The following is a 22,833-nucleotide window of genomic DNA, read 5'->3' as shown; positions in this document are numbered from 1 at the left end:
TCAAAATAAAAAAATACTCAACTAATTCTTGTGGGGTGGGCATCTTTCCCGCCTTTGTATATGGGCGGGCAAGATGCCCACCCCACAAGATTGGGTAATTTATTTGTTGGAAGTCCCTAAAGGCGAGGGAACTGGATATCATCTGGTTTGCCCCTTTTATAAGCTACGGTGTATACACAAGTGGGAAAGTAGCTGTATATCACTGGTTTTACCCCACCCTAGCCCTCCCCGATATATTGGGGAGGGAACTGGAAATCATCTGGTTTCCCCCCTTTATAAGGGGGGATTAAGGGGGGTAATACGACTTGTGTGTACACCGTAGCCCTTAAAAAGGGGGGAAACGGAATCAAAGTCCCCCAATTTATCGGGGGATTTAGGGGGATCTAAAAGTATTTGATACATCACTAAGGACTTTTCAAACATCCTCTAAGGAACAGTTAACAATTAATGCGCCGGTGATGATTATTGTGGAGGCGAAAAATGAAAATATTAAAGGTGGTTTAGGGCAATGTGCGGCTGCTATGTTGGCGGCACAGTTGTTTAATGAGCAAGAAGGAAATGAGATTAAAACTATTTACGGGGCGGTGACTACTGGGGATATTTGGAAGTTTTTGAACTTGCAGGGGGCGGATGTGTTTATTGATTTGAATAATTATTACATTAAGGAGATAAATAAGATTTTGGGTATTTTGTGTCAGGGTGTGCAAGGGTATGCGTGAGAGTTTGGTTAAGAATGAAGAGTTTAAGGATTCGCCTGTTGGGAAGATTCCGAAGGATTGGGAAGTATGTTCCATAGATAATAAACTTCAACAAATTATTGATTATCGAGGTAAAACTCCAGAAAAAACTAATTCCGGCGTTCCTCTAATTACTGCAAAAAATGTTCGTGATGGATATTTAGATCCAGAACCGCGTGAGTATATTGATGAAAAAAATTATAACATCTGGATGAGACGCGGACTTCCAAAAGCTGAAGATGTTCTGTTTACAACTGAGGCTCCTTTAGGAAATGTTGCCAGAGTTCCCAGTTATAAAATTGCTTTAGCTCAACGTCTTCTTACACTTCGTGCTAGTCCTGAAGAACTTGATGATGGTTATTTATTTTGGTTACTAAACTGGTCTGAATCTCGCCGAAGATTAGAACAAAAATCAACAGGTTCAACAGTATTAGGAATTAAACAGTCAGTATTTCGCAAAATTTTCTTTCGATTTCCTCCTTTACCTGAACAATCTCATATTGCTGAGATTTTGGATATGGTGGATGATGCGATCGCACGCACATCTTCCCTTATTATAAAACTTAAACAAACTAAAGCCGGACTGCTGCAAGACTTGCTCACACGCGGGTTAGACGACGATGGCAAATTGAGAGATCCACACGCGCACCCTGAACAGTTCAAAGATTCGTCACTGGGGATAATTCCGATAGAGTGGGAAGTAAAAGCATTAAAAGACATTACAACAAAAATAAATGACGGAACACATTTTACTCCCACTTATGTCGAACATGGAATACCTTTTTTGCGTGTCACTGATATACAAACTCATAAAATAAGTTTTAATAATGTTAAAAGAATTACACTACAAGAGCATTTTATTCTAAGCATGAGATGTAATCCTCAACTTGGTGATATACTTTATTCTAAAAATGGAACTATCGGAATAACAAAAGTAGTTAATTGGGATGAAGAATTTAGTATATTTGTAAGTCTTTGCTTAATTAAACCAATCAAAACATTAATTGATTCTTACTATTTAGCAGAAATTCTGCAATCCCCCGTAGTAATGAAGCAAATTAGATTAAGGTCTAAGCAAATGACCGTTATAAATTTACATCTTGAAGAAATTAGAGATTTTTTAATTCCTCTTCCCAGCCTTCAAGAGCAAAAGCACATTCTTAAAGCATTAATGATTTATGATCAACGCATCCGCACAGAAGAAGCCTACCTTAACAAGCTCAAACTCCAAAAACAGGGGCTAATGCAAGACTTATTAACTGGCAAAGTGCGCGTGAAAAATCTCTAGATATCAACCTTTATTAGTAACTTCATAACTAACACTTATCTTGGGTTTATGTTCTAAACTTTTATCTCGATTTTGAAACTCATCTAACAACAGATAAAAACTATTAAAACCCTCTTGTTCAGTCCCACAGTGCAACATAATAATCTTTGCCCAAGAGTTAGAAGTTGACACATGATATTTTTTCTGCACCCAAGGCTGGAAATTTTCATGGAAATCATCTTCCCATGCAGTAGATTCAATATCTAACTCTCCCCTAGCAAATTCATATCCAACAAGAAAATGAAATAAATCACTCACCGAAGCCTTACCGATATACATCCCCGGTCTGGGTTTAATTTTTTGCAAAACTTCATACAGTCCGCCCATATCAAACCTCCATTTCAACCTATATAACTATTTTATAACTCTGGCAATTCTTGAATGATAAATTGTTCACTTGGACAGCTAAAATCATCAATCCAATCTTCTCTAGTCAATCCATCCATTGACAGATTATCAAATACTCGCCCGCGAACTTCTACGCCGTAGTGTTTACCATTAAGTGTAATTGACTCATTTATCCCGCGACCTTCCAAGCGCTTACTCAAAATATAATACTCTTTACGCTTTGTTGTCTTAATAAAAATAATTTTTCCCTCAATACCATTTTCTCTTAACCACTGCATGACAGCAGTAGCGCATACGTCGCATTTATACAGGTTAAATTTTGTGACTATCTTACCGACTTCCTGATAAATCTCCTCATCAGATAATTGACTCACCCACTCACTCCGACATTTTTATAAATGTATAAATAATAGTTACTGTAATAATAATGCGTCGTGTCATTTCTTTTGCTGGCGGAAACGTTGCATCATTTGAGCGCGTTTTTGTTCCCACCACTCATCTGTTACTTCAATAAGTTCACCACTGTCCAAACCCTCTAACAACATCGCCTCTAACTTCTCTTTATCTGCTTTCTTTTGAGCTTGGCGAACTAAATCACGAATATACTCACTTGCAGTACTGTAACCACCTTTTGCAACCTGCTCATCAATAAAAGCCCGCATTGCATCGGGTAAAGATATGTTAAGGGTCGTCATTGATGCTTTACCTTTTATTTTTCGATATTCGTAATTATGGCAAAAATTGCCAATATATGCCAAGTTTACTGCTTACCTTTTAAGTAGTTGAGCTTGGTACAAAATATATTAGGTGTATCCCTTAATGTAAAAACTATCACTATGCCACAATCAACCCCAGAATATATTCATGTAGAAAAACCCATCATTGAACAACTCAGCAGCATGGGATGGCAATATATACAAGGCAGTTGGGATAATCCCGCAATTACCGAACGCGAAAACTTCAAACAAATTCTACTGACACAACGCCTCAAAGCCGCTATTAAACGCATCAACTTAGATGACAACGGCAATCCTTGGTTAGATGATATCCAAATTCAAGCCGCAGTGAGTCAATTAGAACGCCTGGGCGCAAACAGATTAATGGAAGCCAATCAAGCCGCCACAGAATTGCTACTTAAAGGTACTACTATTTTAGGACAAGACGGTAAACAGCACACCATTCATTTTATTGAATTTAATCCTGAAAATCTTCACAGCAACAATTTTTTAGCTATCAATCAATACCGACTAGACCCACCTTGGGCAACTGGCAATCGAGGATTCATTGTCCCAGATATGGTACTATTTGTTAACGGCATTCCTCTAGTAGTAATTGAATGCAAAAGCCCCAATCTCGATAACCCCATAACAGAAGCAATTCAAGACTTATTAAAATATTCCAACCAACGGGGTAGCAGTCAACCAGAAGGCGCTGAAAAATTATTTCACTACAACCTGCTGATGATAGCAGCATCGAGAGGACGCGCAACAGCCGGAACCATTGGCGCAAATTATGAACATTATGTTGATTGGAAAGATACCATTCCCAGCCCTCAAGGGGAAATTGCCGCACAATTAGGCGTTTCTGAATTAAATTATCGCCAAACCCTCATAGCCGGAATGTTGAAACCAGCTAATCTTATCGACATCCTGCATAATTTTACCCTATTTAAAACTAGCGGCGATCGCACCATCAAAATAGTCCCCCGTTACCAGCAATATCGCGCAGTATACAAAGCACTGCACCGACTCGAACACAATCAAACCCGCGCCCAACATGGCACAGATGACCAACGCGGTGGGATTATCTGGCATACCCAAGGCTCAGGTAAAAGCCTGACAATGGTTTACTTAATTCGGAAAATTCGCACTATTCCAGAACTACGCCGCTTTAAAATTGTGGTTGTCACTGACCGCAGAGACTTAGAAAAACAACTCGCAGATACCGCCGTCCTCACCGGGGAACCATTACAAAAAGCTAAAAAGGTCAAAAAGCTAGAACAATACTTGCAACAACCAGGTGCGGGCTTAGTCTTCGGGATGATTCAGAAATTTAAAGGCGGCGAAGATTCTGAAGAAGAAGCAGAAATTGAACCAATTCCAAAAAACCTCAATCCTTCTGAAAATATCCTCGTGCTAATTGATGAAGCACACCGCTCCCACGCCAAAACTCTCCACACCAATTTATTAGCAGCCTTACCTAATTGTGTCCGTATCGGCTTTACTGGTACACCCATTGTCAAAGCTGCGAAAAAAACCACATTGCAAATTTTTGGTTCATTTATCGATGAATATAATATTCGCCAATCTCAAGCAGATAAAGTTACTTTGCCCATTATCTACGAAGGATTAGAAGCTAGAGGTACTATTACTCAAGGTGATGATCTCGACCGACTTTTTGAAATTATCTTTGCTGATAAAACCCCAGAAGAACGGGCGCAAATTAAAGCCAAATACGCGACTAAAACCCAAGTTGGTGAAGCACGAGAACTAATTAAAGCTAAAGCTAAAAATATGCTCTGTCATTATATTGAGCGCATTTTAGCAGGAGGCTTTAAAGCGCAAGTTGTCGCCTCTACTCGTCTGGCCGCAGTCCGTTATCAAGAAGCATTTGTGGAAGCGCAACGAGAAATAGTACAACAGCTAGAAAATCGCGCTGTCATTCTGCAAAGTCTCGATGTTGAAACTTTAGAATCACTTGATATGGAAACTCGTTTTTTTGCTCAAGCACTCCCACATCTTGAAACCTTACGCCAGCTAGAATTTGCTGCTGTCATTTCTGCTGATAAGGGAGATGAGCCTAGCTGGAAAAGGTGGACAGATAAAGGTCAACAAGAAATTAATATTGAGAAATTTAAAAAGCCTTTAGACCAAGATAGTTTAGGAATTTTGATTGTTAAAAATATGCTGTTAACGGGTTTTTATGCACCGTTAGAACAAGTTTTATATTTAGATAGATCATTAAAAGAATACGAATTATTGCAAGCGATCGCTCGTGTTAACCGAGTGTATAATGATAAAAAAACAGAAGGTTTAGTGGTAGATTATTACGGTGTTGATATTGCTGCTGCCCTCTCAGTTTACGAAAGTGTTGATACAGAATTAGCTTGGTTTGATATTCGGGGAGAATTACCCAAATTGCGCGACAGACATCAGCGAGTTATTGCTCTATTCACTCAAAACAACTGCACAATTGATAATGTAGATGCTTGTGTAGACTTGCTCCGAGATGAACGCCTCAGAGTTGAATTTAATGATTATTTCCAAGATTTTATCAACACTCTCGATACAATATTGCCACGAAAAGAAGCACGTCAACCTGATAATTTTGTCAGAGATGCCAAAAAACTGGGCTTTATTAAAAAATCAGTTGCTGATTTATATCGAGACGAAAAATTAAATATTGTCAGCGCTAAAGAAAAAGTTAGAGCATTAATAGACCAATATATTGAATCGCATGGTATTGACCCAAAAGTGCCACCGATTGATATTATGTCACTGGATTTTAAAACCCATGTCCAGCGCCATCGTTCGATTAAAACCCAAGCCGCGGAAATGGAATTTGCTGCTCGTCACCATATCAGCGTAAATTATGAAGAAGACCCAGTTTACTACAAAAATTTAAGTGAAAAACTCACAGAAATTCTGGAATTTTTAGCTGATAACTGGGATGAAAAAATTGAGGCGTTGCGGAAGTATATCGAAGAAATCCAAGCTGGTCGGACTACAAATGAGACTGGATTAGATCCTAAAACTCAAATGCCATTTCTCAACATTTTAGGCGAATATTCCCAAAAACAACCCCCCGAACTTGCTCAAAAAACTGTGGAAATTGTCGAACACATCCGCCAAGAAGTCCGACGGGTAAATTGGGGTAGCCAAATAGTCCAAGAGGATTTGAGAAAGTGGATAGCAGGTTACTTAGATGAGCGCGATTTAGTGAGTTATGACCAATTAGAAGAAGTTGCAGATAAATTAGTTCAACTAGCTAGAATAAATCGTGATAATTTAATGACATGAAAACTATCACCTTTGGCGACCTGAGTTTTGAAATTCGCCACAGTTCCAAACGCCGCAGCGTAGGTATTACCGTGGAACGTGACGGTAAATTAGTCTTAGCTTCTCCTCCAGAAGTGCCAATAGAAACATTAGAAAGAATTGTACTCGATAAACGTTACTGGATTTACAGTAAACTTTTAAAAAAAGAGTCATTAAATCCACCAGTTAGCGTTAAAGAATACGTATCAGGTGAAGGTTTTTATTATTTAGGACGCAGTTATCGGCTTAAAATAGTAGAGCTTGCACAACAGCCATCTTTGAGACTATATCAAAGCCGCTTTGAATTACAACGCCCAGCCCAAACTCAAGGTCGAGAACACTTTATTTACTGGTATCGGGAACACCTCCAGCTAATTGTAGAACAACAAATTACTGCACTGGTTAAACGAGTTCCTACCTTACCTCGTTCAGTGCAAGTACGCGAGTTAGGAAATCGTTGGGGTTCTTGCGGACACAAAGGGGATTTATATTTTCACTGGCGAGTAGCGATGCTACCACGAGAGATGATTGAGTATTTGGCAGTTCATGAATTAGTGCATCTAATTGAACCGGATCACAGCAGTGCATTTTGGCATCTGGTAGAGCGAATTGTACCAGATTATCTGGAGCGAAAGCAGTGGTTAGCTGAGAATGGGGCAATTTATAACCTTTAGAAAAATAGAGCGATCGCATTTAGAGGTTGTTTGAAAAGTCTAATTTATAGCGGTTCTCAGTTGGGTGCAATATAGTAACAATTGGTATTAAATTCGGTTAAACTATTCCTAAAGCAATCTAAAGTTTTTTATGACTCAATCACCAGTAAAAACTCTCTATGTAACAGACTTTGCATTATGGATTGAGCAGACTGTCAATAGCTTAAAATCCCAAGATTATAGCAATGTAGACTGGGAAAACTTAATTGAGGAGATAGAAGGATTGGGGAGGAGAGATAGACGAGAATTAGAAAGTCGTTTGACAACTTTATTTGAACACGCCTTAAAACGGAATTATGTAAATTTACCAGAATGTTATGGCGGTTGGGAAGCAACAATTAGCCGTACACAACAGGAATTAAGTCGTATTCTTCGAGATTCTCCTAGTTTACGTAATTATTTTTTAACTATATGTAATGAATGTTATCAGAATGCACAGAAAAACATGAGTAAGGAATATGAAACAAAATTTCCTGACGATTGTCTTTTTGCTAATGATGTAGAAACATTATTGAATGATAGTTTTTGGTGTTGTTAAAAACCTATAGTCATTAGTTTTCAGTCATACCTGCATATATTTTGGCTGAGAGATTGTATCACCTAAAGGCGCAAAAGCGCAGAGAGGATTTTGTGATTTTATAATATTGGTATAAACTATCGATGTATAACGCTCCAAAAAAGTGCGATCGCTAAAATTAGGGTTTAAGTAAACACCAAGCAGTGTTCACCATAGAAAAATTTCTTCGTTAAACTGATTCCACTGAGGAAGCACCGAAACGATAGCCTTTGCCGTAGACTGTGTGAATCAGTGTAGTTTCTCTCCCTACCTCAATCTTACGACGCAGCAAACGAATTAATGCCGCAATAACATTACTACTAGGTTGTTCTTCCTCTTGCCACAAATTTTCCATAATTTGGGCATGAGTCATTAATTGCCCAGTGTGTTCCATAAAATATTGCAGTAACTGGCTTTCTTTTTGCGAAAGTTCAATTATTATTCCTTGGCGATAGGCTACTTGATTTTCACAATCAAGTTCTAAATCAGCGACGGTTAAACGTCCGCTAGTGGTTTCATAGCTTTGGGAACCGGAACGACGCAACAAAGCCCGGACTCTGGCTAGTAACTCCCGCAGTTCAAAAGGTTTAACCAAATAGTCATCCGCACCAGCATCTAAACCCTGTACGCGGTCATCTAGAGTATCTTTAGCTGTGAGAAACAGCACGGGAGTGGTTTTACCTTGTCGCCGCAATTGCTGACAAATTTCTAACCCCGTTTTTCCTGGCAGCATCCAATCTAAAATTAGTAGGTCATAACTGCCAGCTTGTGCATATTCGTTGCCACTTGTGCCATCGTAAGCGGCATCCACAATGTAACCCTCACGAGTTAATAAGCGACTTAAGGGTTCAGTTAGTTCAACTTCATCATCAACTAATAAAATTCTCATGCTGCTTGTGGTAAGCATATAGAGATATTCTCAATATTATTAAACTGCCAGAACGCTAAGGATATTAAGAAAAATAATGCTGACTGTTGCATTGCCAAAAGGGGAACTCCTTAAAAATAGCATCCGCCTGCTACAATCTGTGGGATTAGATTTTAGTGCTTTTTTAGATTCAGGAACTCGCCAACTTCAAATTCTTGACACTAAGGGAGTTGCAAAAGCTTTGTTGGTGCGGGCGCAGGATGTGCCTGTTTATGTGGAATATGGTCAGGCACAACTGGGTATTGTCGGTTATGATGTGCTGCGGGAGAAGCAGCCGCAAGTTGCCCACTTGGTGGATTTGCAGTTTGGGCATTGTCGGATGTCGGTGGCGGTAAAAGCATCCAGTTCTTACCGATCGCCAATAGATTTACCAGCGCATGGTAGAGTTGCTTCCAAGTATGTGAATTGCGCTCGTGAATATTTCCACAGTCTAGATTTACCTGTAGAAATAGTGCCGTTGTATGGTTCAGTAGAACTAGGCCCGATTACTGGAATGTCAGAAGCGATCGTGGATTTGGTTTCTACAGGGCGGACTTTGCGCGAAAATGGTTTGATTGAAATTGCGACTCTCTATGAAAGCACGGCGCGGTTGATTGCCCATCCTCTAAGTTACCGTTTGAACACGGGTAATTTAAGTGATGTGATTGCCAAGCTGCGAGAAACCGTTTTGGTAGAGGTTTAATAGAAGTGCTATTAAGGTGACGCAATTCACGCTTTATCGAATAGTCCAAAGAAACCTCACCCTGGTTTTGCTTGTGCAAAACCTGTCCCTCTCCTTACTAAGGAGAGGGATGTCCGTCAGAACTCTTTGAGGTTTTAATAGCAGATAGTCTGCAACAAGTCAATATGCAGACTAAATTTGTTTACACTAAGATTAGCGCGATGTCTACGATGGTCACTGAACGGCTGGTGAGCGGAGTCGAACCATGTCGTTCGCGCAGCGTCTTGTAGAGAGGTGCGGGCTACTCCTACGCAATAACTTGGCAGCGTAGACAGAGAATAGCTGACTCTAAGCATCACTCAAAATTTAAACAGACTTCCCTGAACAGCCAAAGGCGGGGAAAAAACTAAGAATTGTTAAAAAGATTAAGCTATTCTCTAAGATAGCCGCGCTAATGACTGAATATTACATTGAAATTTATTAATAAAAGTTAATGAAAGCTGGACAAATTGATACAGAAATGGCAAGGCTAGAAGCCCTCCGCCAGTATCAAATTCTTGACACCGAACCGGAAGAAGCTTACGACAATCTTGCTCAGTTAGCGGCATTTATTTGTGGTACGCCCATAGCCTTAATAAATTTCATTGATGAAAACCGTCAATGGTTTAAGGCAAAAGTAGGTTTAAATGTATCAGAAATGCCCCGGAGTATTGGCTTATCTTACCTTTGCCAAGAACGGCGTAATGTTGTATTGGTTACTGATGCTCTAGCTGATGAAAAATTGGCAAATAATCCGGTAGTAACTGGCTATCCATATATGCGATTTTATGCAGGTGTACCCCTAATTACCCCACAGGGAAATATGCTGGGAACTCTGTGTGTAATTGACCAAGTTCCACGGGAATTGAACCAAGAACAAGTGGAGGCGCTTGTGGCTTTGAGCCGCTTGGTAATCGACCAATTAGAACTCAGACGTCATGTAACTGAAGTATCTCAAGTTACCGAGAAACTAATAACCCAGAAACAAGCAGCACACGCCGAGTCAGAATCGGCGAGAATCCGCATTGCTAATTTGCTCGAAAGCATCACTGATGCGTTTTTTGCTTTAGATAAAAAGTGGCGATTCACTTACATTAATGGTCAAGCAGAATTACTGTTGCAAAAAAACCAAAATGAATTATTAAATCAAAGTATCTGGGAGGTATTTCCAGAACTCATAGATACAACATTTCATCGGGAGTATCACAGGGCAATGTTAGAACAGGTGAGTGTGGAATTTGAGGAGTTTTATCAGCCCCTAAAGTGCTGGCTTCAAGTCCACGCTTATCCTGCAAAAGATGGCTTGTCTGTTTATTTCCAAGACATTACTGAACGACGGCGAACAGCAGAAGCACTACGAGAGAGTGAAGAACGCTGGCAATTAGCATTACATGGTAATAATGATGGTATTTGGGATTGGAACCTCAAGACTAATGAAGTGTTCTTCTCAACTCGATGGAAAGAAATGCTCGGTTATAAAGACCACGAAGTTTCCAACGGTTGGGATGAATGGACAAAACTAATCCACCCCGATGAGCGAGATTGGGTACTTCAAGCTTGGAAAGACCACTTTGCCAAGAAAACACCGTTTTATGTCTGTGAATATCGAGTCCAGTGCCAAGACGGCAGCTATAAATGGATTCTAGATCGAGGACAGGCACTTTGGGACGCATCGGGTGATATAGTTCGCATGGTCGGTTCTTATACTGATATCACAGATCGCAAGCAGGCAGATGAAGAATTAAAGCGGCAGAATTTGCGATCGCAATTATTTGCTGAAATCACTTTGAAAATTCGAGAATCTTTACAAATAGACGAAATTCTCAAAACTACAGTTACTGAAGTACAAAAACTACTACAAGCTGACCGAGTTTTAGTTTTTCAACTAGAGTCTGATGGTTCGGGAACAGTAGTACAAGAGGCGGTGCTACCTGGTTGGCCGGTAATTCTAGGAAGAAATTTGCTCGACTCCTGCTTTAAAGAAGAATACATAGAAAGATATCGCCAAGGAAGAGTGAGTGCGATGGAAGACATCCAAGCTGCTCACATTCAACCATGCCATCGAGAATTTCTTCAGCAGTTTGCTGTCAGGGCTAACCTCGTAGTGCCAATTCGCGTCAGGGAAAGCATTTGGGGCTTGTTGCTGGCTCATCAGTGTTCTGCACCTCGACGGTGGAATAACTTTGAGACGGAGTTGTTGAAGCAAATAGGTAATCAAATTGGCATTGCTTTATCTCAAGCGCAACTATTAGAAAAAGAAAGCCAGCAAAGTCAGGAACTGGCTCGTTCTAATGCGGAATTGGAACAGTTTGCTTATGTAGCTTCCCATGACTTGCAAGAGCCATTGCGGATGGTAACGAGTTATTTACAACTACTAGAGCGAAGATACAAAAATCAACTCGATGCTAATGCCGATCAGTTTATCAACTACGCAGTAGATGGGGCCCGGCGGATGCAGACGCTGATAAATGATTTGTTGAATTATTCTCGCGTCAGCACCCGTGGACAGCCCTTTATGTCAGTAAATTGTAGTATTGTCTTAGAACAAGCGATCGCTAATCTACAAATTGCGATCGCTGATAGTAAAGCAATTGTCACTCACGATCTTCTACCTGAAGTAATGGCTGATGCTACCCAATTGATACAAGTATTTCAAAACCTGATTGGGAATGCGATCAAATTTTGCCAGAATCAGCAGCCACGAATTCACATCGGAGTAGCCAAGCCAGATGCAAATCCAGATGGGGAAAGTTTAAATCTTATCCCGTCGGTAGATGAATGGTTGTTCTGGGTATGCGATAATGGGATTGGTTTAGAATCCCAGTATAGTGAACGTATTTTTATAATTTTTCAGCGATTACACGGTAGAGAAAAGTATCCGGGTACTGGAATTGGTCTGGCAATTTGTAAGAAAATTATAGAACGCCACGGCGGCCGGATCTGGGTTGAGTCAAAACTGGGTGAAGGCTCGACTTTCTACTTCACAATTCCAGATAGAGCAAGTAAGCAATTGTGGACACCATAAAAGCGATTATGCCTATTGAGGTTTTGTTAGTAGAAGATAATCCTGGCGATGCCCAACTCACACGCATTGCCCTGGAAGATAGCAAAATCTCCATTCACCTGAATGTGGTGGAAGATGGTGTGGAGGCAATGGCATTTTTGCGAAAGCAGGATAAATACGTTAAAGCAGCCCATCCAGATATTGTGCTGCTCGATTTAAATCTCCCCAGAAAAGATGGGCGAGAAGTACTGGCAGAAATTAAAGGAGATGAAAACCTCAGACGAATTCCTGTAGTAGTTTTGACGACTTCCCAAGCAGAAGAAGACATCCTCAAAGCCTATAATTTATGTGCAAATTGTTATATAACTAAACCAGTAGATTTCGATCAATTCGTTAAAATTGTCCAATCAATAGAAAATTTTTGGTTTGCGATCGTAAAACTGCCACCGGAGTAATAGAAATGGCAGGTAAAAATATTAAAGTATTGTTAGTAGAAGATAACCCTGGTGATGTATTTTTATTACAAGATTTTTTAAAAGAGGTTACCACAGTTGTAGTTGATTTGTCGCCTGTTGATCGGCTTTCCGAAGCACTCAACTACTTAGCTAAGGAACTTTTTGATGTAATTTTGTTAGACCTCTCGCTGCCAGATAGCCAGGGACTGGAAACGTTTGTCATCGCTCACCATCAAGCAAAAGGCACTCCAATAATTGTGCTGACGGGTATAAACGATGAAACCCTAGCAATTAGAGCAATGCAAGAAGGAGCGCAAGATTATTTAGTAAAAGGGCAAGTAACTGGTGACTTGCTGGTGCGCTCCATGCGTTATGCCATCGAACGTCAACGGGCAGACAACGCCTTGCGACAGAGTGAGGAACGATTTCGGGTAGCCCTGAAAAACTCTCCCATCTTTGTCTACAACCAAGATTGCGATTTACGGTACACCTGGGTTTACAATCCCTCATCTGGATTGACGGTTGAGGGAATATTGGGCAAACAAGACTTGGATATTATTCCAGTTGAAGATGCTCAACGTCTCACCACAATTAAACATGGAGTGTTAACCACTGGCATAGGAATGCGAGAGGAAGTATCAATAACAATCAAAGATACAACTCGATATTACGATTTGACAGTTGAGCCATTGTGGAACGAGTCGCAAGAAATTGTTGGCGTGACATGCGCCAGTATTGATATTAGCGAACGACAAGCCGCACTACGCGAACGCAAATTGGCAGAAGAAAAAATCCGCGAACAAGCAGCATTACTTGATGTCACCACAGATGCCATTTGTCTGCGAGATTTAAACAATCAAATTATCTTCTGGAACAAAGGCGCAGAAACACTTTACGGTTGGAAAGCGACAGAAGCCTGGGGCAAAAATGCTAGTGAGCTTTTGTATGACGAACCTTCGCCAGAAATCGAAGCCGCTTTATTGCAAGTTATAAGTAAAGGAAAGTGGCAGGGCGAGTTAACTAAACTTACTAAAATGGACAAAGAAATCCTTGTTGCTAGTCGCTGGAGTTTGGTGTGCGATGAACAAGGGAAACCCAAATCAATTCTCAGCGTTGACACAGATATTACCGAGAAAAAACACCTAGAAGCCCAATTGTTTCGCGCCCAACGCCTGGAAAGTATAGGCACTTTAGCTAGTGGCATTGCTCACGACCTCAACAATATCCTGACACCGATTTTGGCAGGAGCGCAACTGCTACCGCTTAAATTTCCCGATGTAGATGAGCGCACCCGTCATCTACTAGAAATTTTAGAAATCAACGCTAGACGCGGTGCTGATTTAGTTAAACAGGTGTTGTCTTTTGCGCGGGGTGTAGAAGGGAAGCGCATCACTTTGCAACTCAGACATCTGATTGTGGAACTAGGCAAGATTCTCAAAGAGACATTTCCCAAATCCATAGAAATCAGCACTGATGTAATACAAGATTTGTGGATGGTTTCTGGAGATAGCACCCAACTGCATCAAGTGCTGATGAACCTCTGCGTTAACGCCCGCGATGCTATGGCCAATGGCGGTAGTTTGAGTATCTCTGCTGAGAATGTGTTGATTGACGAAAATTACGCCAGGATGAACCTAGAAGCCAAAGAGGGACCTTACACAGTCATAACTGTCTCTGATACTGGGACTGGAATTCCTAGAGAAATCTTAGATAGAATTTTCGAGCCATTCTTTACCACAAAAGATGTGAGACAAGGCACTGGTTTAGGACTTTCCACCGTGCTGGGGATAGTTAAAAGCCACGCAGGTTTTGTGGATGTGTATAGCGAACTGGGAAGTGGCACAAGCTTTAAGGTTTACTTACCAGCAGTGGAAGGAATGGAAACACTCACTCCAGAAGAATTGCCACCACAGACAGGACATGGAGAATTGATTTTGGTTGTAGATGATGAAGTTGCCATTCAAGAGATTACCAGAACATCACTAGAAGCTTACAACTATAAAATCTTAATTGCCAGTGATGGCATTGAAGCGATCGCGCTGTACGCTAAAAATAGGGACAAAATTAGTGCTGTACTAATGGATATTATGCTGCCCTTGCTGGATGGTTTAATTGCCATCCGTACCCTGCGAAAAATCAACCCCCAAGTCAGAATTATTGCCAGCAGTGGACTTATGTCTGACAATAAGCTCAGTGCATTAGCTGCTATTGGTGTGAATACGTTTTTGTCGAAGCCCTATACTGTCAACGAATTATTGCTTTCTTTACAGACAGTATTATCGTGAGTCAAACAATTTTGGATTTTAGATTTTGGATTTTAGGGCTTGTGTAAAAATAACCTGAACAATTTTGATGTGAAAGCTATATTTAGCAACCTATTCCAAATCAAATTTGTACAACTTATTTTTACCCCACATTCCGCACTTCAAAATGTATTATCTATCTTTTCAATAAAAATTCCTAATAATGTTCAAATTATTAAGTATTAATATTGAATACCATTGGCGATTTATGTTGTTGATTTAACCATTTTTTTCCACCTATGGGAAATCTACGCATATTACACGATGAAGTGCGGAAAGTCGGTTTTACATGCTGCCTTAGATTTTTTTCATCTTACTGACGTTTATATAAATAGTTATGCTAACCACAGTCATATCCAAAATCTAAAATTAGGTGAATTAATTGCGTAATTTTACTAATGGCTAAGAGTACAAAAGGCTGCTTTATTGATGTGGGTGCAAATTGCTTTGATTTGATTGAGCATCCGTTAACACACTCCTTTTACCGATATTCACAGCTTGGCTAAATCAATATGCCTCGGTTTCTTAAGTTAATCATCAATATAGTAGTCTTAGGTGCATTGTTACTGATATCCCAGCAAGTTTGGGCGCAAGATTGGCGTCCGGTTCGCGGTGGTATCCCTTTCGGTATCAGTGGTATGGCTTTGATAGAGCAACAAACTAATAAGCTCGATTTTCTGATTGTCCATGACAACAAACAAAAAAACCAAGGTCGTTTAGCAATTATCAGCATTAAGGGTAAAAACCAACCTGAATATTTTCCCTTGAACTGGCCGAGCAACATAGAATTACCCATTGATTTAGAAGCTTTAACATCTGTTCCAGAAAAAACAAAGTTCTCATTTATCGCTTTAAGCAGTTCTGGAAAAGCTTATTACATCCGTTTAGAGCCTGTTAAGAAGACCATCTCTATTATCAAAGAATTCGATTTACCAGGAATTATTCAAGGAAATAATTTTGAAGCATTTGGATTACAAAATATAGACGGTAAATTAGTTGCTATTTGGGGACATAGAGGCGAAAGAGAACAACCAGCAACTATTTTTTGGGGAATGTTTGACTTAGCTAAATATCAAATTACTCTCGTAGGTTCTGCCAATCTGAAAGTACCGTTTCCATCTGGCAATGTTCGCCATATTTCAGATATTAAAGTAGACCCCGTAGGAATTGTATACATCACCTCAGCAAGTGATGGCGGAGATGATGGCCCATTTCAGTCAGCTGTGTATGTCGCTGGTTACTTGGGATTTCGTGGTAACAAAATTGCATGGCGGCAAAATTCTCAACTTGTTCCCCTTTACCGCTCTAATTACCACAAAATTGAAGGTATAGAACTTGTTCCCGGTGCAGAAGGCGGTGTGATTGTTGGTACAGATGATGAGAACTTGGGTTCTTATGTATACATTATAGGTGGAAATAGTTGAACGATAGGAGTCCTAAATCATAGCTTGTTGAGGGTGCGATCGCACTTCTAAATTTAACAGAACTTACGCAAAATACCTATCAAACTCTTATTTAGGGAACTCCAAGAAATAATTGAATATTTTTTTATTTGGAAGTCCCTTATCTGTGTCTGGAGTGGTTCTATTTTTCGTTACTTGTGCGTAAGTCCTATTTAAATAAAATTAGTTTTAAAAAATTAATGTTTCGAGCTTTGCCTGTACTTCTTCTATTAAATCTTGTGAAACAGTTTCAACAAATTTTACCTTTCTAGCTTTCCAATCGAGTGTTTTAATTTGGTCGGATAACACAACTCCTTTTGTTTGCATTCCCTCAACAAGTGGAACTTCAAAACTAAGCCCTTTTGCCTTGCTAGTTATCGGACACGCTAAAACTAAAGAAGCGATTCGATTGTATTTAATTGGAGATATAATAAGAACAGGGCGGTAGCCCATTTGCTCCCGCCCTTGCTGTTGTAATTCATTGTTCATTGTCCTAGCAATGTCATCAAATGACATTCCTGATGTATAGAGGGCAAATGCACGCTGAATCGAATCAACCGTAAACTGTTGTGTAGCTCCAAATTCTAATTTGATAATATCTCCTCTGTTGGGAAAGTATGGATTAATTACCAATCTTCATTCCCCACAGCGTTTCCAGTTTCAAATTCAGGATGAAATTTATCAGGAGTCATACCTTCAAGCAACTCATCAAGAGTATACTTTTTTCTTTTTCGTGGTGTAATTATAATATTATTACCTTCCACATTAAGCTCTATAGCTGTCCCTTCCGTTACATCTGCTTGTTCAGCTACCGCTCTTGGAATCCGAATAGCTAAACTATTTCCCCATTTAGCAACAACTGCGGTCATACCTATCTCCAAAAATTTTGTTAGCGGTCTACACGCCCGAATTTTAGATTTTGGGAGTGAAAATTTTTCTACCGTATATACATTGAAGATACATGTTTTATTAGCCGATGTCAACGTCCCCTTGCAGCTTTATTTGCGATCGCCTAGCACCTTCCTTAAGAAGTGTCAAGGTTTATAGTGCGATGCCTACGGCGGGCAAAGCCTACGCAACTTAGTGTAGGTTGACCATTATCTCATTGATAACGGCCACTGATTAATTCCCCCTACACATTAAATCGGAACAACATTACATCCCCTTCCTGCACAACATACTCTTTACCTTCACTGCGAACCAACCCTTTTTCCTTCGCAGCATTCATCGAACCAGTCGTTACCAAATCTTTATAAGCAACAGTTTCGGCGCGAATAAATCCCCGTTCAAAATCACTGTGAATTACACCAGCAGCTTGAGGTGCAGACATTCCAGCATTAATTGTCCAAGCGCGGGTTTCTTTAGGGCCACAAGTAAAATATGTCCGCAAGCCTAAAAGCATGTAAGTTGCCCGAATCAATGATTTCAAACCGCCTTCTTCCACACCTAAAGACGCGAGGAAATCAGCTTTATCTGACTCTGGTAACTCTACTAATTCCGCTTCAACTTGAGCCGAAACTATCACAACCTCGGCATTTTCTGTCGCTGCAATTTGCCGCACAGTTTCCACAAAATGATTACCCGTTGCCAACTCATCCTCAGATACATTAGCCGCGTAGATAATCGGCTTATAAGTGAGCAGTTCTAATCCTTTAATAATTTCTGTTTCTTCTTCATTCAAGCTTACCTGACGCACCGATTTACCTTCATTTAAAGCCGCAGCTAATTTTTCTAAAACCGAGACTTCAAACTGTGCATCTTTGCTAGTACGAGCTTGTTTGCGAGTGCGGTCAATTCGCCGCTCAATTTGTGCTAAATCTGATAAACCCAGTTCTATATTAATGATTTCAATATCTCGTGCTGGATCAACAGAACCAGCAACGTGAATAATATCATCATTTTCAAAACAACGTACCACATGGACGATCGCATCAACTTCCCGGATGTGGGACAGGAATTGATTCCCTAATCCCTCACCCTGACTTGCACCTTTAACCAAACCGGCAATATCTACAAATTCAACCCGCGCCGGGATAGTTTGTACCGAACTAGCAATCTTAGCAAGAACATTTAACCGTTCATCCGGTACTGCGACAACGCCGACATTCGGTTCAATCGTGCAAAAAGGGAAGTTAGCGGCTTCAGCTTTAGCATTAGCAACTACAGCATTAAATAAAGTAGATTTTCCGACGTTGGGAAGTCCGACAATTCCGGCTCTTAGCATTTTGGATTTTAGATTTGAGATTTTGGATTACATTACCAAGGTAATCTAAACAGGTTCCGGTATGGTTTGGGGAATTGGCCCTGGAACTGTTTGAGGAATCGGAGCAGGTACTGGTTCTGGTACAGGACCAGGTAACGGTTGAGGAATAGCTGGCCCCGGTACAGGTTCAGGACTAGGTAACGGATTCGGCCCTGGAGTAGGAATTTGTGGTTCAGGTATAGAAATCGCAGTAGGATTAATCATCGTAAGCCTAAATTAAATTATTCAACCTTCCCACGCTAGATGACAACCTCATCCGTTGACATCTCCCCAAATAGCTATACCCACGAACACTTCCTTTAGTAAGGGACTTCCCAGCAAATAGACTAAAACAAACTTGGCGCTCCTTTGCGCTTCCCTCAGCGCCCCTCTGCGTTTAAATCCCAACCCTCAATTCACCACCATTTGCACAAAACTACTCCCCCTCCACCTTTTCCACCACCTCTGGTACCGGATCGTAACCACCTGGATGAAACGGATGACAGCGCAAAATCCGCCGAGTTGCCATCCACCCACCACGCAACACTCCAAATCGTTCAATAGCTTCAATAGCATACATCGAACAAGTTGGTTGAAATCGACAAGTCGGGAGAAACAGAGGCGAGATAAACATTCGGTACCCCCGAATCAGCCAAATAAATAATAATTTCATTGCAGCTACCCAAATCTTATAAATTAGTAACAGGGGTAAAACTTTTCATTTTGTCGCATCTTTGTTAATTACATTTTCTGACTTCACCTCAATTCCGGTTTTATGGCTGCAAATTGCGTTGGCTGCAATTTGGGTGTTACTCATCCTCCTAATTGCATGGGTGGTAAACCGCTTTGCCGGCAAGCCAGAAATCGTGCGGAAGATAGTTCATATTGGCACTGGTAACGTGATTTTAATCGCTTGGTGGCTCGATATTCCCGCCAGTGTAGGGATTACAGCTTCCATTCTAGCGAGTGCAATCACCTTATTATCCTATCGATTGCCCATTCTTCCTGGTATTAATAGCGTTGGACGGCAAAGTTTAGGAACATTTTTTTACTCCGTCAGTTTCGGTATATTAGTCGCCTGGTTCTGGTATTTACAACAACCCCAATACGCAGCACTAGGAATTTTGATTATGACTTGGGGAGACGGACTAGCAGCCTTAATTGGGCAACGCTTTGGTAAACACAAGTATAAAGTTTTTGGGACAGAAAAAAGTTGGGAAGGCTCCCTAACGATGATGCTCATTAGCTATGTTGTCAGTAGTTTGATTTTAGTTGGAACTCAAGGAAACAGTTGGCAAACTTGGGCGATATCTCTGATAGTGGCAGTTATAGCTACTGCTTTAGAGGCTGTTTCATTTTTGGGTATTGACAATTTAACGGTTCCCTTGGGCAGTGCAGCCCTTGCCTTCTTTTTAAGTCAGTTAGTTTTGAGTTAGTAATTGCCTTGAGTACCCTATTCCTAACGCTCTTTTATTACTCTGAAAAAATCAAATATTTGTCGGTTGGGTTGAACAAAGTGAAACCCAACAAAATCAAGGATTCTTGGTGTTGGGTTTCGTTCCTCAACTCAACCTACCCCTGAATCCCAGAAGCTTAACATAAAACGCACTATAGCAATCCAATTTGAGATACGAAAAGGGTTCATACTGATGCAGTTTAGGAAAATCAAATTCTTGGTGATTGGTAAAGAACTTAAGTTTTGTATAAATGTACTATTAGTTTGTATTTCATTTAGCATTGCTATATGAGCCTAAGCAAACCATTGCTTAAGAATGGAGAGATACTCGAACTCTACGCTACTGGGGTTAGAGATTTCACTGGGTATAATTGTATATCGGCGGTGATATTTACCGTGTTAGTTTGATTGCTAACCTGAGTGGAGTCAACTTCAGTGGGCTGGATCTGTCTGACTCGTACATGGAAAACTTTAACTTGAGCAGGGCTAATTTGAGTAGAACTGTTTTCAATTCGGTTTGTTTGGATGGAGCTAATCTCAGTGGAGCTAACTTAAGTGGAGCTATTTTGGTCAGAGCTAGCCTGTATAGAGTTGATCTGACTGGAGCCGCTCTGACGTATGCAAATTTGCGATCTGCCGAAATCGTCAACAGCAACTTAACTAACACCAACCTGACTGGAGCTAATATCGAGTGTACTTGGCTCGAAGGTAATATTTATCAGAACACTATTTTGACTGATGGTAGTATCCGAAACGATTAAATCACATTCATCTAAACTAGTTAACAAGAATTCACATTTATGACCAAAGCTTCAGATTATCTTGGGAAGCATCTTTTTCCCCATTGTATAAAGACTAACTAGCAATAGTTTACTTTTCCCCAGCATTGAAAACGATCGCATCAAAATAGTTTATGACTGCGATCGCTCCAAAATCCAATCGAGTAAAATCGGGTTGACTAAATCCGGCGCTTCATCCTGCGGACAATGCCCCACTCCTTCTAAAGGAATAAACTTTTCTACTTGCGGAAAGTTAGCTAATTCTCTCCCTAACTTAATTGGTTCCCACGGATCAGCCGTTCCCCACAAGATAATCGCCGGACAGGGTAACAGTGGTAAAAGGTCTTCTGGTAATGGCCCTGTAGAATAAGAAGTAAAAGCAAGAAACACAGCAGCAGCCCCCGGATCACTTGCTGGTGACATGAGAATATCTACCAACTCATCTGTCACCATCTCAGGATTAGCATAAGCTTGTAGTAAAATCTTCCTTACTGTTTTTGGTTTGGCGAGTTGATTGAAAAAGAAATCGCCAACTGGTTTAATAGATAATAGGCGTTGCAGCACAGGCGCTCCGTAACGACGAGATAAAGGTAAAGTTACCCGTTTGCGATCGTGCAACAGCCTTAAAGAACAGTTGAGCAAAGCAACTCCCAAGGCAATGTCTGGGTTGCTTACTGCTGCTTGCATAGCTACAATACAGCCAATAGAATTTCCCACTAAAAAAGCTGGCTCACCCACTACTTCGCGGCAAAAATCTGCCACTTGCTGTCCCCAGGTTTCTAGTGTGTAGGCAATTTTTTCACCAGGTTGAGGTTTTGCGGAAGCGCCAAAACCAATTAAATCTATAGCATAAACACGGCAACTTTGTGCTAATACAGGAATATTCTTTTGCCAATGCCACCAAGAAGCGCCAAATCCATGTACGAGGACAACAGCTGGTCCAGTGCTTCCTTGGGTTTGATAGCAGATCGGGAAATCTTGCCAAATCCAGGTTTTTGTAGAGTTAAGTGCTGTTTTTGAACTTGAGGTTGTCATAAAAAATTTAATGAATACAGGGGTAAAAGCCTTTCAGCAGCAAGACGCAAGTAACATTGTTTTGAATTTGAATAAAATTTATCAGATTTTCAAAGTAAATCCTTTGCTTTAGTGATAGCTTAGACTACAGCACAAAAGCTTCTAGCCTTATAGAACCCATTTGACATCTTTTACTGTGTTGAAGTAAAGTGAGCGCAAAAGTTGTATAAAGTAGTAATGCCATACTCTAGCAGCCTCACAGACGAAGAGTGGAGAATCCTCGAACCCCTACTGCCTCAAATATTGCCGCCCAAAAAGCAGACGAGACCACCTAACTGGACAAAGCGAGAAATTTTGGATGGCATCTTCTATCAACTCAAGAATGGCTGCAATTGGGAAGACTTGCCCAAAGATTTGCCTCCCTATTCGACGGTATATTGGCATTACAAACAGTGGCGGGCTGAAGGAGTACTCGACAAACTGATGAGCATCTTACACGCTCAAGTACGCGAACAGGTGAAACCCACATTCCGCACTTCAAAATGTATTATCTATCTTTTCAATAAAAATTCCTAATAATGTTCAAATTATTAAGTATTAATATTGAATACCATTGGCGATTTATGTTGTTGATTTAACCATTTTTTTCCACCTATGGGAAATCTACGCATATTACACGATGAAGTGCGGAAAGTCGGGTGAAAAAAAAGCCAAATGGACAACCTTGCTCATCATCGACTCTCAAGCGGTAAAAAACACCTGTAATGCCAGTGCTGAATCGAAGGGATATTG

At 40.5% G+C, this 22,833-nt stretch carries 22 protein-coding genes and 1 pseudogene; 13 read left to right on the top strand and 10 right to left on the bottom strand.

The genetic code is table 11. The features are described from left to right. Nucleotides 1-425 precede the first annotated feature (425 nt). Together V7K32_RS19540 and V7K32_RS19535 are read left to right on the top strand one after the other, a co-directional pair. A pseudogene (locus V7K32_RS19540) lies at nt 426-719 on the top strand (hypothetical protein); the annotation flags it as partial. Continuing rightward, on the top strand, nt 712-2,025 hold the full coding sequence (locus V7K32_RS19535) for a restriction endonuclease subunit S (RefSeq protein WP_334995463.1): 1,314 nt from the start codon (nt 712-714) through the stop codon (nt 2,023-2,025). The pseudogene V7K32_RS19540 and the gene V7K32_RS19535, both read left to right, overlap by 8 nt. Before the next feature lie 3 nt (nt 2,026-2,028). Here the strand turns inward: V7K32_RS19535 and V7K32_RS19530 are convergent, their stop codons facing one another. The 3 genes from V7K32_RS19530 to V7K32_RS19520 form a co-directional block, all read right to left on the bottom strand. Then, on the bottom strand, nt 2,029-2,391 hold the full coding sequence (locus tag V7K32_RS19530) for a hypothetical protein (protein ID WP_334995462.1): 363 nt from the start codon (nt 2,389-2,391) through the stop codon (nt 2,029-2,031). Between the two features lie 32 nt (nt 2,392-2,423). Then, a complete protein-coding gene (locus V7K32_RS19525) occupies nt 2,424-2,786 on the bottom strand; it encodes a papain fold toxin domain-containing protein (RefSeq protein WP_334995461.1) in 363 nt (120 codons plus the stop codon). A gap of 63 nt (nt 2,787-2,849) precedes the next feature. Then, nucleotides 2,850-3,107 (bottom strand): type II toxin-antitoxin system ParD family antitoxin, encoded by a 258-nt coding sequence (locus tag V7K32_RS19520; protein ID WP_334995460.1) that lies wholly within the window; start codon nt 3,105-3,107, stop codon nt 2,850-2,852. Between the two features lie 141 nt (nt 3,108-3,248). Here V7K32_RS19520 and V7K32_RS19515 point away from each other — a divergent pair, with 141 nt between their 5' ends. From V7K32_RS19515 to V7K32_RS19505, 3 genes are all read left to right on the top strand, one after another. Continuing rightward, nucleotides 3,249-6,431, top strand: coding sequence for a type I restriction endonuclease subunit R (locus tag V7K32_RS19515; protein ID WP_334995459.1), 3,183 nt, complete (start codon nt 3,249-3,251; stop codon nt 6,429-6,431). Next, the gene (locus tag V7K32_RS19510; protein WP_334995458.1) at nt 6,428-7,123 is read left to right on the top strand and encodes a M48 family metallopeptidase; all 696 of its coding nucleotides are present in this window, start codon (nt 6,428-6,430) and stop codon (nt 7,121-7,123) included. Before V7K32_RS19515 ends, V7K32_RS19510 begins: the two co-directional genes overlap by 4 nt. 130 nt (nt 7,124-7,253) lie before the next feature. Beyond that, on the top strand, nt 7,254-7,700 hold the full coding sequence (locus V7K32_RS19505; protein WP_334995457.1) for a DUF29 domain-containing protein: 447 nt from the start codon (nt 7,254-7,256) through the stop codon (nt 7,698-7,700). 208 nt (nt 7,701-7,908) lie between these two features. On the opposite strand, the gene rppA is transcribed toward V7K32_RS19505, so the two are convergent. Continuing rightward, entirely contained in the window at nt 7,909-8,607 is a 699-nt protein-coding gene (rppA, locus tag V7K32_RS19500; protein WP_334995464.1) for a two-component system response regulator RppA, read from the bottom strand. A gap of 76 nt (nt 8,608-8,683) precedes the next feature. Between rppA and hisG the strand changes: the two genes are divergently transcribed. From hisG to V7K32_RS19475, 5 genes are all read left to right on the top strand, one after another. Further along, entirely contained in the window at nt 8,684-9,328 is a 645-nt protein-coding gene (hisG, locus tag V7K32_RS19495; RefSeq protein WP_334995456.1) for an ATP phosphoribosyltransferase, read from the top strand. A gap of 472 nt (nt 9,329-9,800) precedes the next feature. Beyond that, nucleotides 9,801-12,371 carry a GAF domain-containing protein gene (locus tag V7K32_RS19490; RefSeq protein WP_334995455.1) on the top strand — a complete coding sequence of 857 codons (2,571 nt, stop codon included), beginning with the start codon at nt 9,801-9,803 and terminating at the stop codon, nt 12,369-12,371. Between the two features lie 8 nt (nt 12,372-12,379). After that, nucleotides 12,380-12,805, top strand: a complete 426-nt coding sequence (locus V7K32_RS19485; protein ID WP_442938771.1) for a response regulator — start codon at nt 12,380-12,382, stop codon at nt 12,803-12,805. Nucleotides 12,806-12,810: 5 nt separating this feature from the next. After that, on the top strand, nt 12,811-15,090 hold the full coding sequence (locus tag V7K32_RS19480; protein WP_334995453.1) for a hybrid sensor histidine kinase/response regulator: 2,280 nt from the start codon (nt 12,811-12,813) through the stop codon (nt 15,088-15,090). Between the two features lie 530 nt (nt 15,091-15,620). Next, nucleotides 15,621-16,532: a hypothetical protein gene (locus V7K32_RS19475; RefSeq protein ID WP_334995452.1), complete on the top strand. Its 912-nt coding sequence runs from the start codon at nt 15,621-15,623 to the stop codon at nt 16,530-16,532. A gap of 207 nt (nt 16,533-16,739) precedes the next feature. Here the strand turns inward: V7K32_RS19475 and V7K32_RS19470 are convergent, their stop codons facing one another. The 5 genes from V7K32_RS19470 to yidD form a co-directional block, all read right to left on the bottom strand. After that, nucleotides 16,740-17,183 (bottom strand): type II toxin-antitoxin system PemK/MazF family toxin, encoded by a 444-nt coding sequence (locus V7K32_RS19470; RefSeq protein ID WP_334995451.1) that lies wholly within the window; start codon nt 17,181-17,183, stop codon nt 16,740-16,742. After that, nucleotides 17,177-17,419 carry an AbrB/MazE/SpoVT family DNA-binding domain-containing protein gene (locus tag V7K32_RS19465; protein ID WP_334995450.1) on the bottom strand — a complete coding sequence of 81 codons (243 nt, stop codon included), beginning with the start codon at nt 17,417-17,419 and terminating at the stop codon, nt 17,177-17,179. The genes V7K32_RS19470 and V7K32_RS19465 overlap by 7 nt, the downstream gene beginning before the upstream one ends. A gap of 263 nt (nt 17,420-17,682) precedes the next feature. Beyond that, nucleotides 17,683-18,774 carry a redox-regulated ATPase YchF gene (ychF, locus tag V7K32_RS19460; protein WP_334995449.1) on the bottom strand — a complete coding sequence of 364 codons (1,092 nt, stop codon included), beginning with the start codon at nt 18,772-18,774 and terminating at the stop codon, nt 17,683-17,685. Nucleotides 18,775-18,819: 45 nt separating this feature from the next. Next, nucleotides 18,820-19,017, bottom strand: coding sequence for a hypothetical protein (locus tag V7K32_RS19455; protein WP_194143345.1), 198 nt, complete (start codon nt 19,015-19,017; stop codon nt 18,820-18,822). A gap of 211 nt (nt 19,018-19,228) precedes the next feature. Next, nucleotides 19,229-19,465, bottom strand: coding sequence for a membrane protein insertion efficiency factor YidD (yidD, locus tag V7K32_RS19450; protein WP_229486193.1), 237 nt, complete (start codon nt 19,463-19,465; stop codon nt 19,229-19,231). A gap of 61 nt (nt 19,466-19,526) precedes the next feature. On the opposite strand from yidD, the gene V7K32_RS19445 reads away from it, so the two are divergent. Both V7K32_RS19445 and V7K32_RS19440 read left to right on the top strand, forming a co-directional pair. Further along, a complete protein-coding gene (locus V7K32_RS19445) occupies nt 19,527-20,228 on the top strand; it encodes a diacylglycerol/polyprenol kinase family protein (protein ID WP_334995448.1) in 702 nt (233 codons plus the stop codon). A 391-nt stretch (nt 20,229-20,619) separates the two neighbouring features. Next, on the top strand, nt 20,620-21,009 hold the full coding sequence (locus V7K32_RS19440) for a pentapeptide repeat-containing protein (RefSeq protein WP_334995447.1): 390 nt from the start codon (nt 20,620-20,622) through the stop codon (nt 21,007-21,009). Nucleotides 21,010-21,159: 150 nt separating this feature from the next. On the opposite strand, the gene V7K32_RS19435 is transcribed toward V7K32_RS19440, so the two are convergent. After that, a complete protein-coding gene (locus V7K32_RS19435) occupies nt 21,160-22,062 on the bottom strand; it encodes an alpha/beta fold hydrolase (protein WP_334995446.1) in 903 nt (300 codons plus the stop codon). Nucleotides 22,063-22,278: 216 nt separating this feature from the next. Between V7K32_RS19435 and V7K32_RS19430 the strand changes: the two genes are divergently transcribed. Next, nucleotides 22,279-22,617 carry a transposase gene (locus V7K32_RS19430; protein WP_334995445.1) on the top strand — a complete coding sequence of 113 codons (339 nt, stop codon included), beginning with the start codon at nt 22,279-22,281 and terminating at the stop codon, nt 22,615-22,617. The last annotated feature ends 216 nt before the right edge of the window (nt 22,618-22,833 follow it).

The sequence above is a fragment of the Nostoc sp. genome (assembly GCF_036917635.1).
In the GTDB taxonomy this organism is placed as follows: Bacteria; Cyanobacteriota; Cyanobacteriia; order Cyanobacteriales; family Nostocaceae; genus Nostoc.
This window is presented reverse-complemented; position numbering and strand designations above follow the sequence as displayed.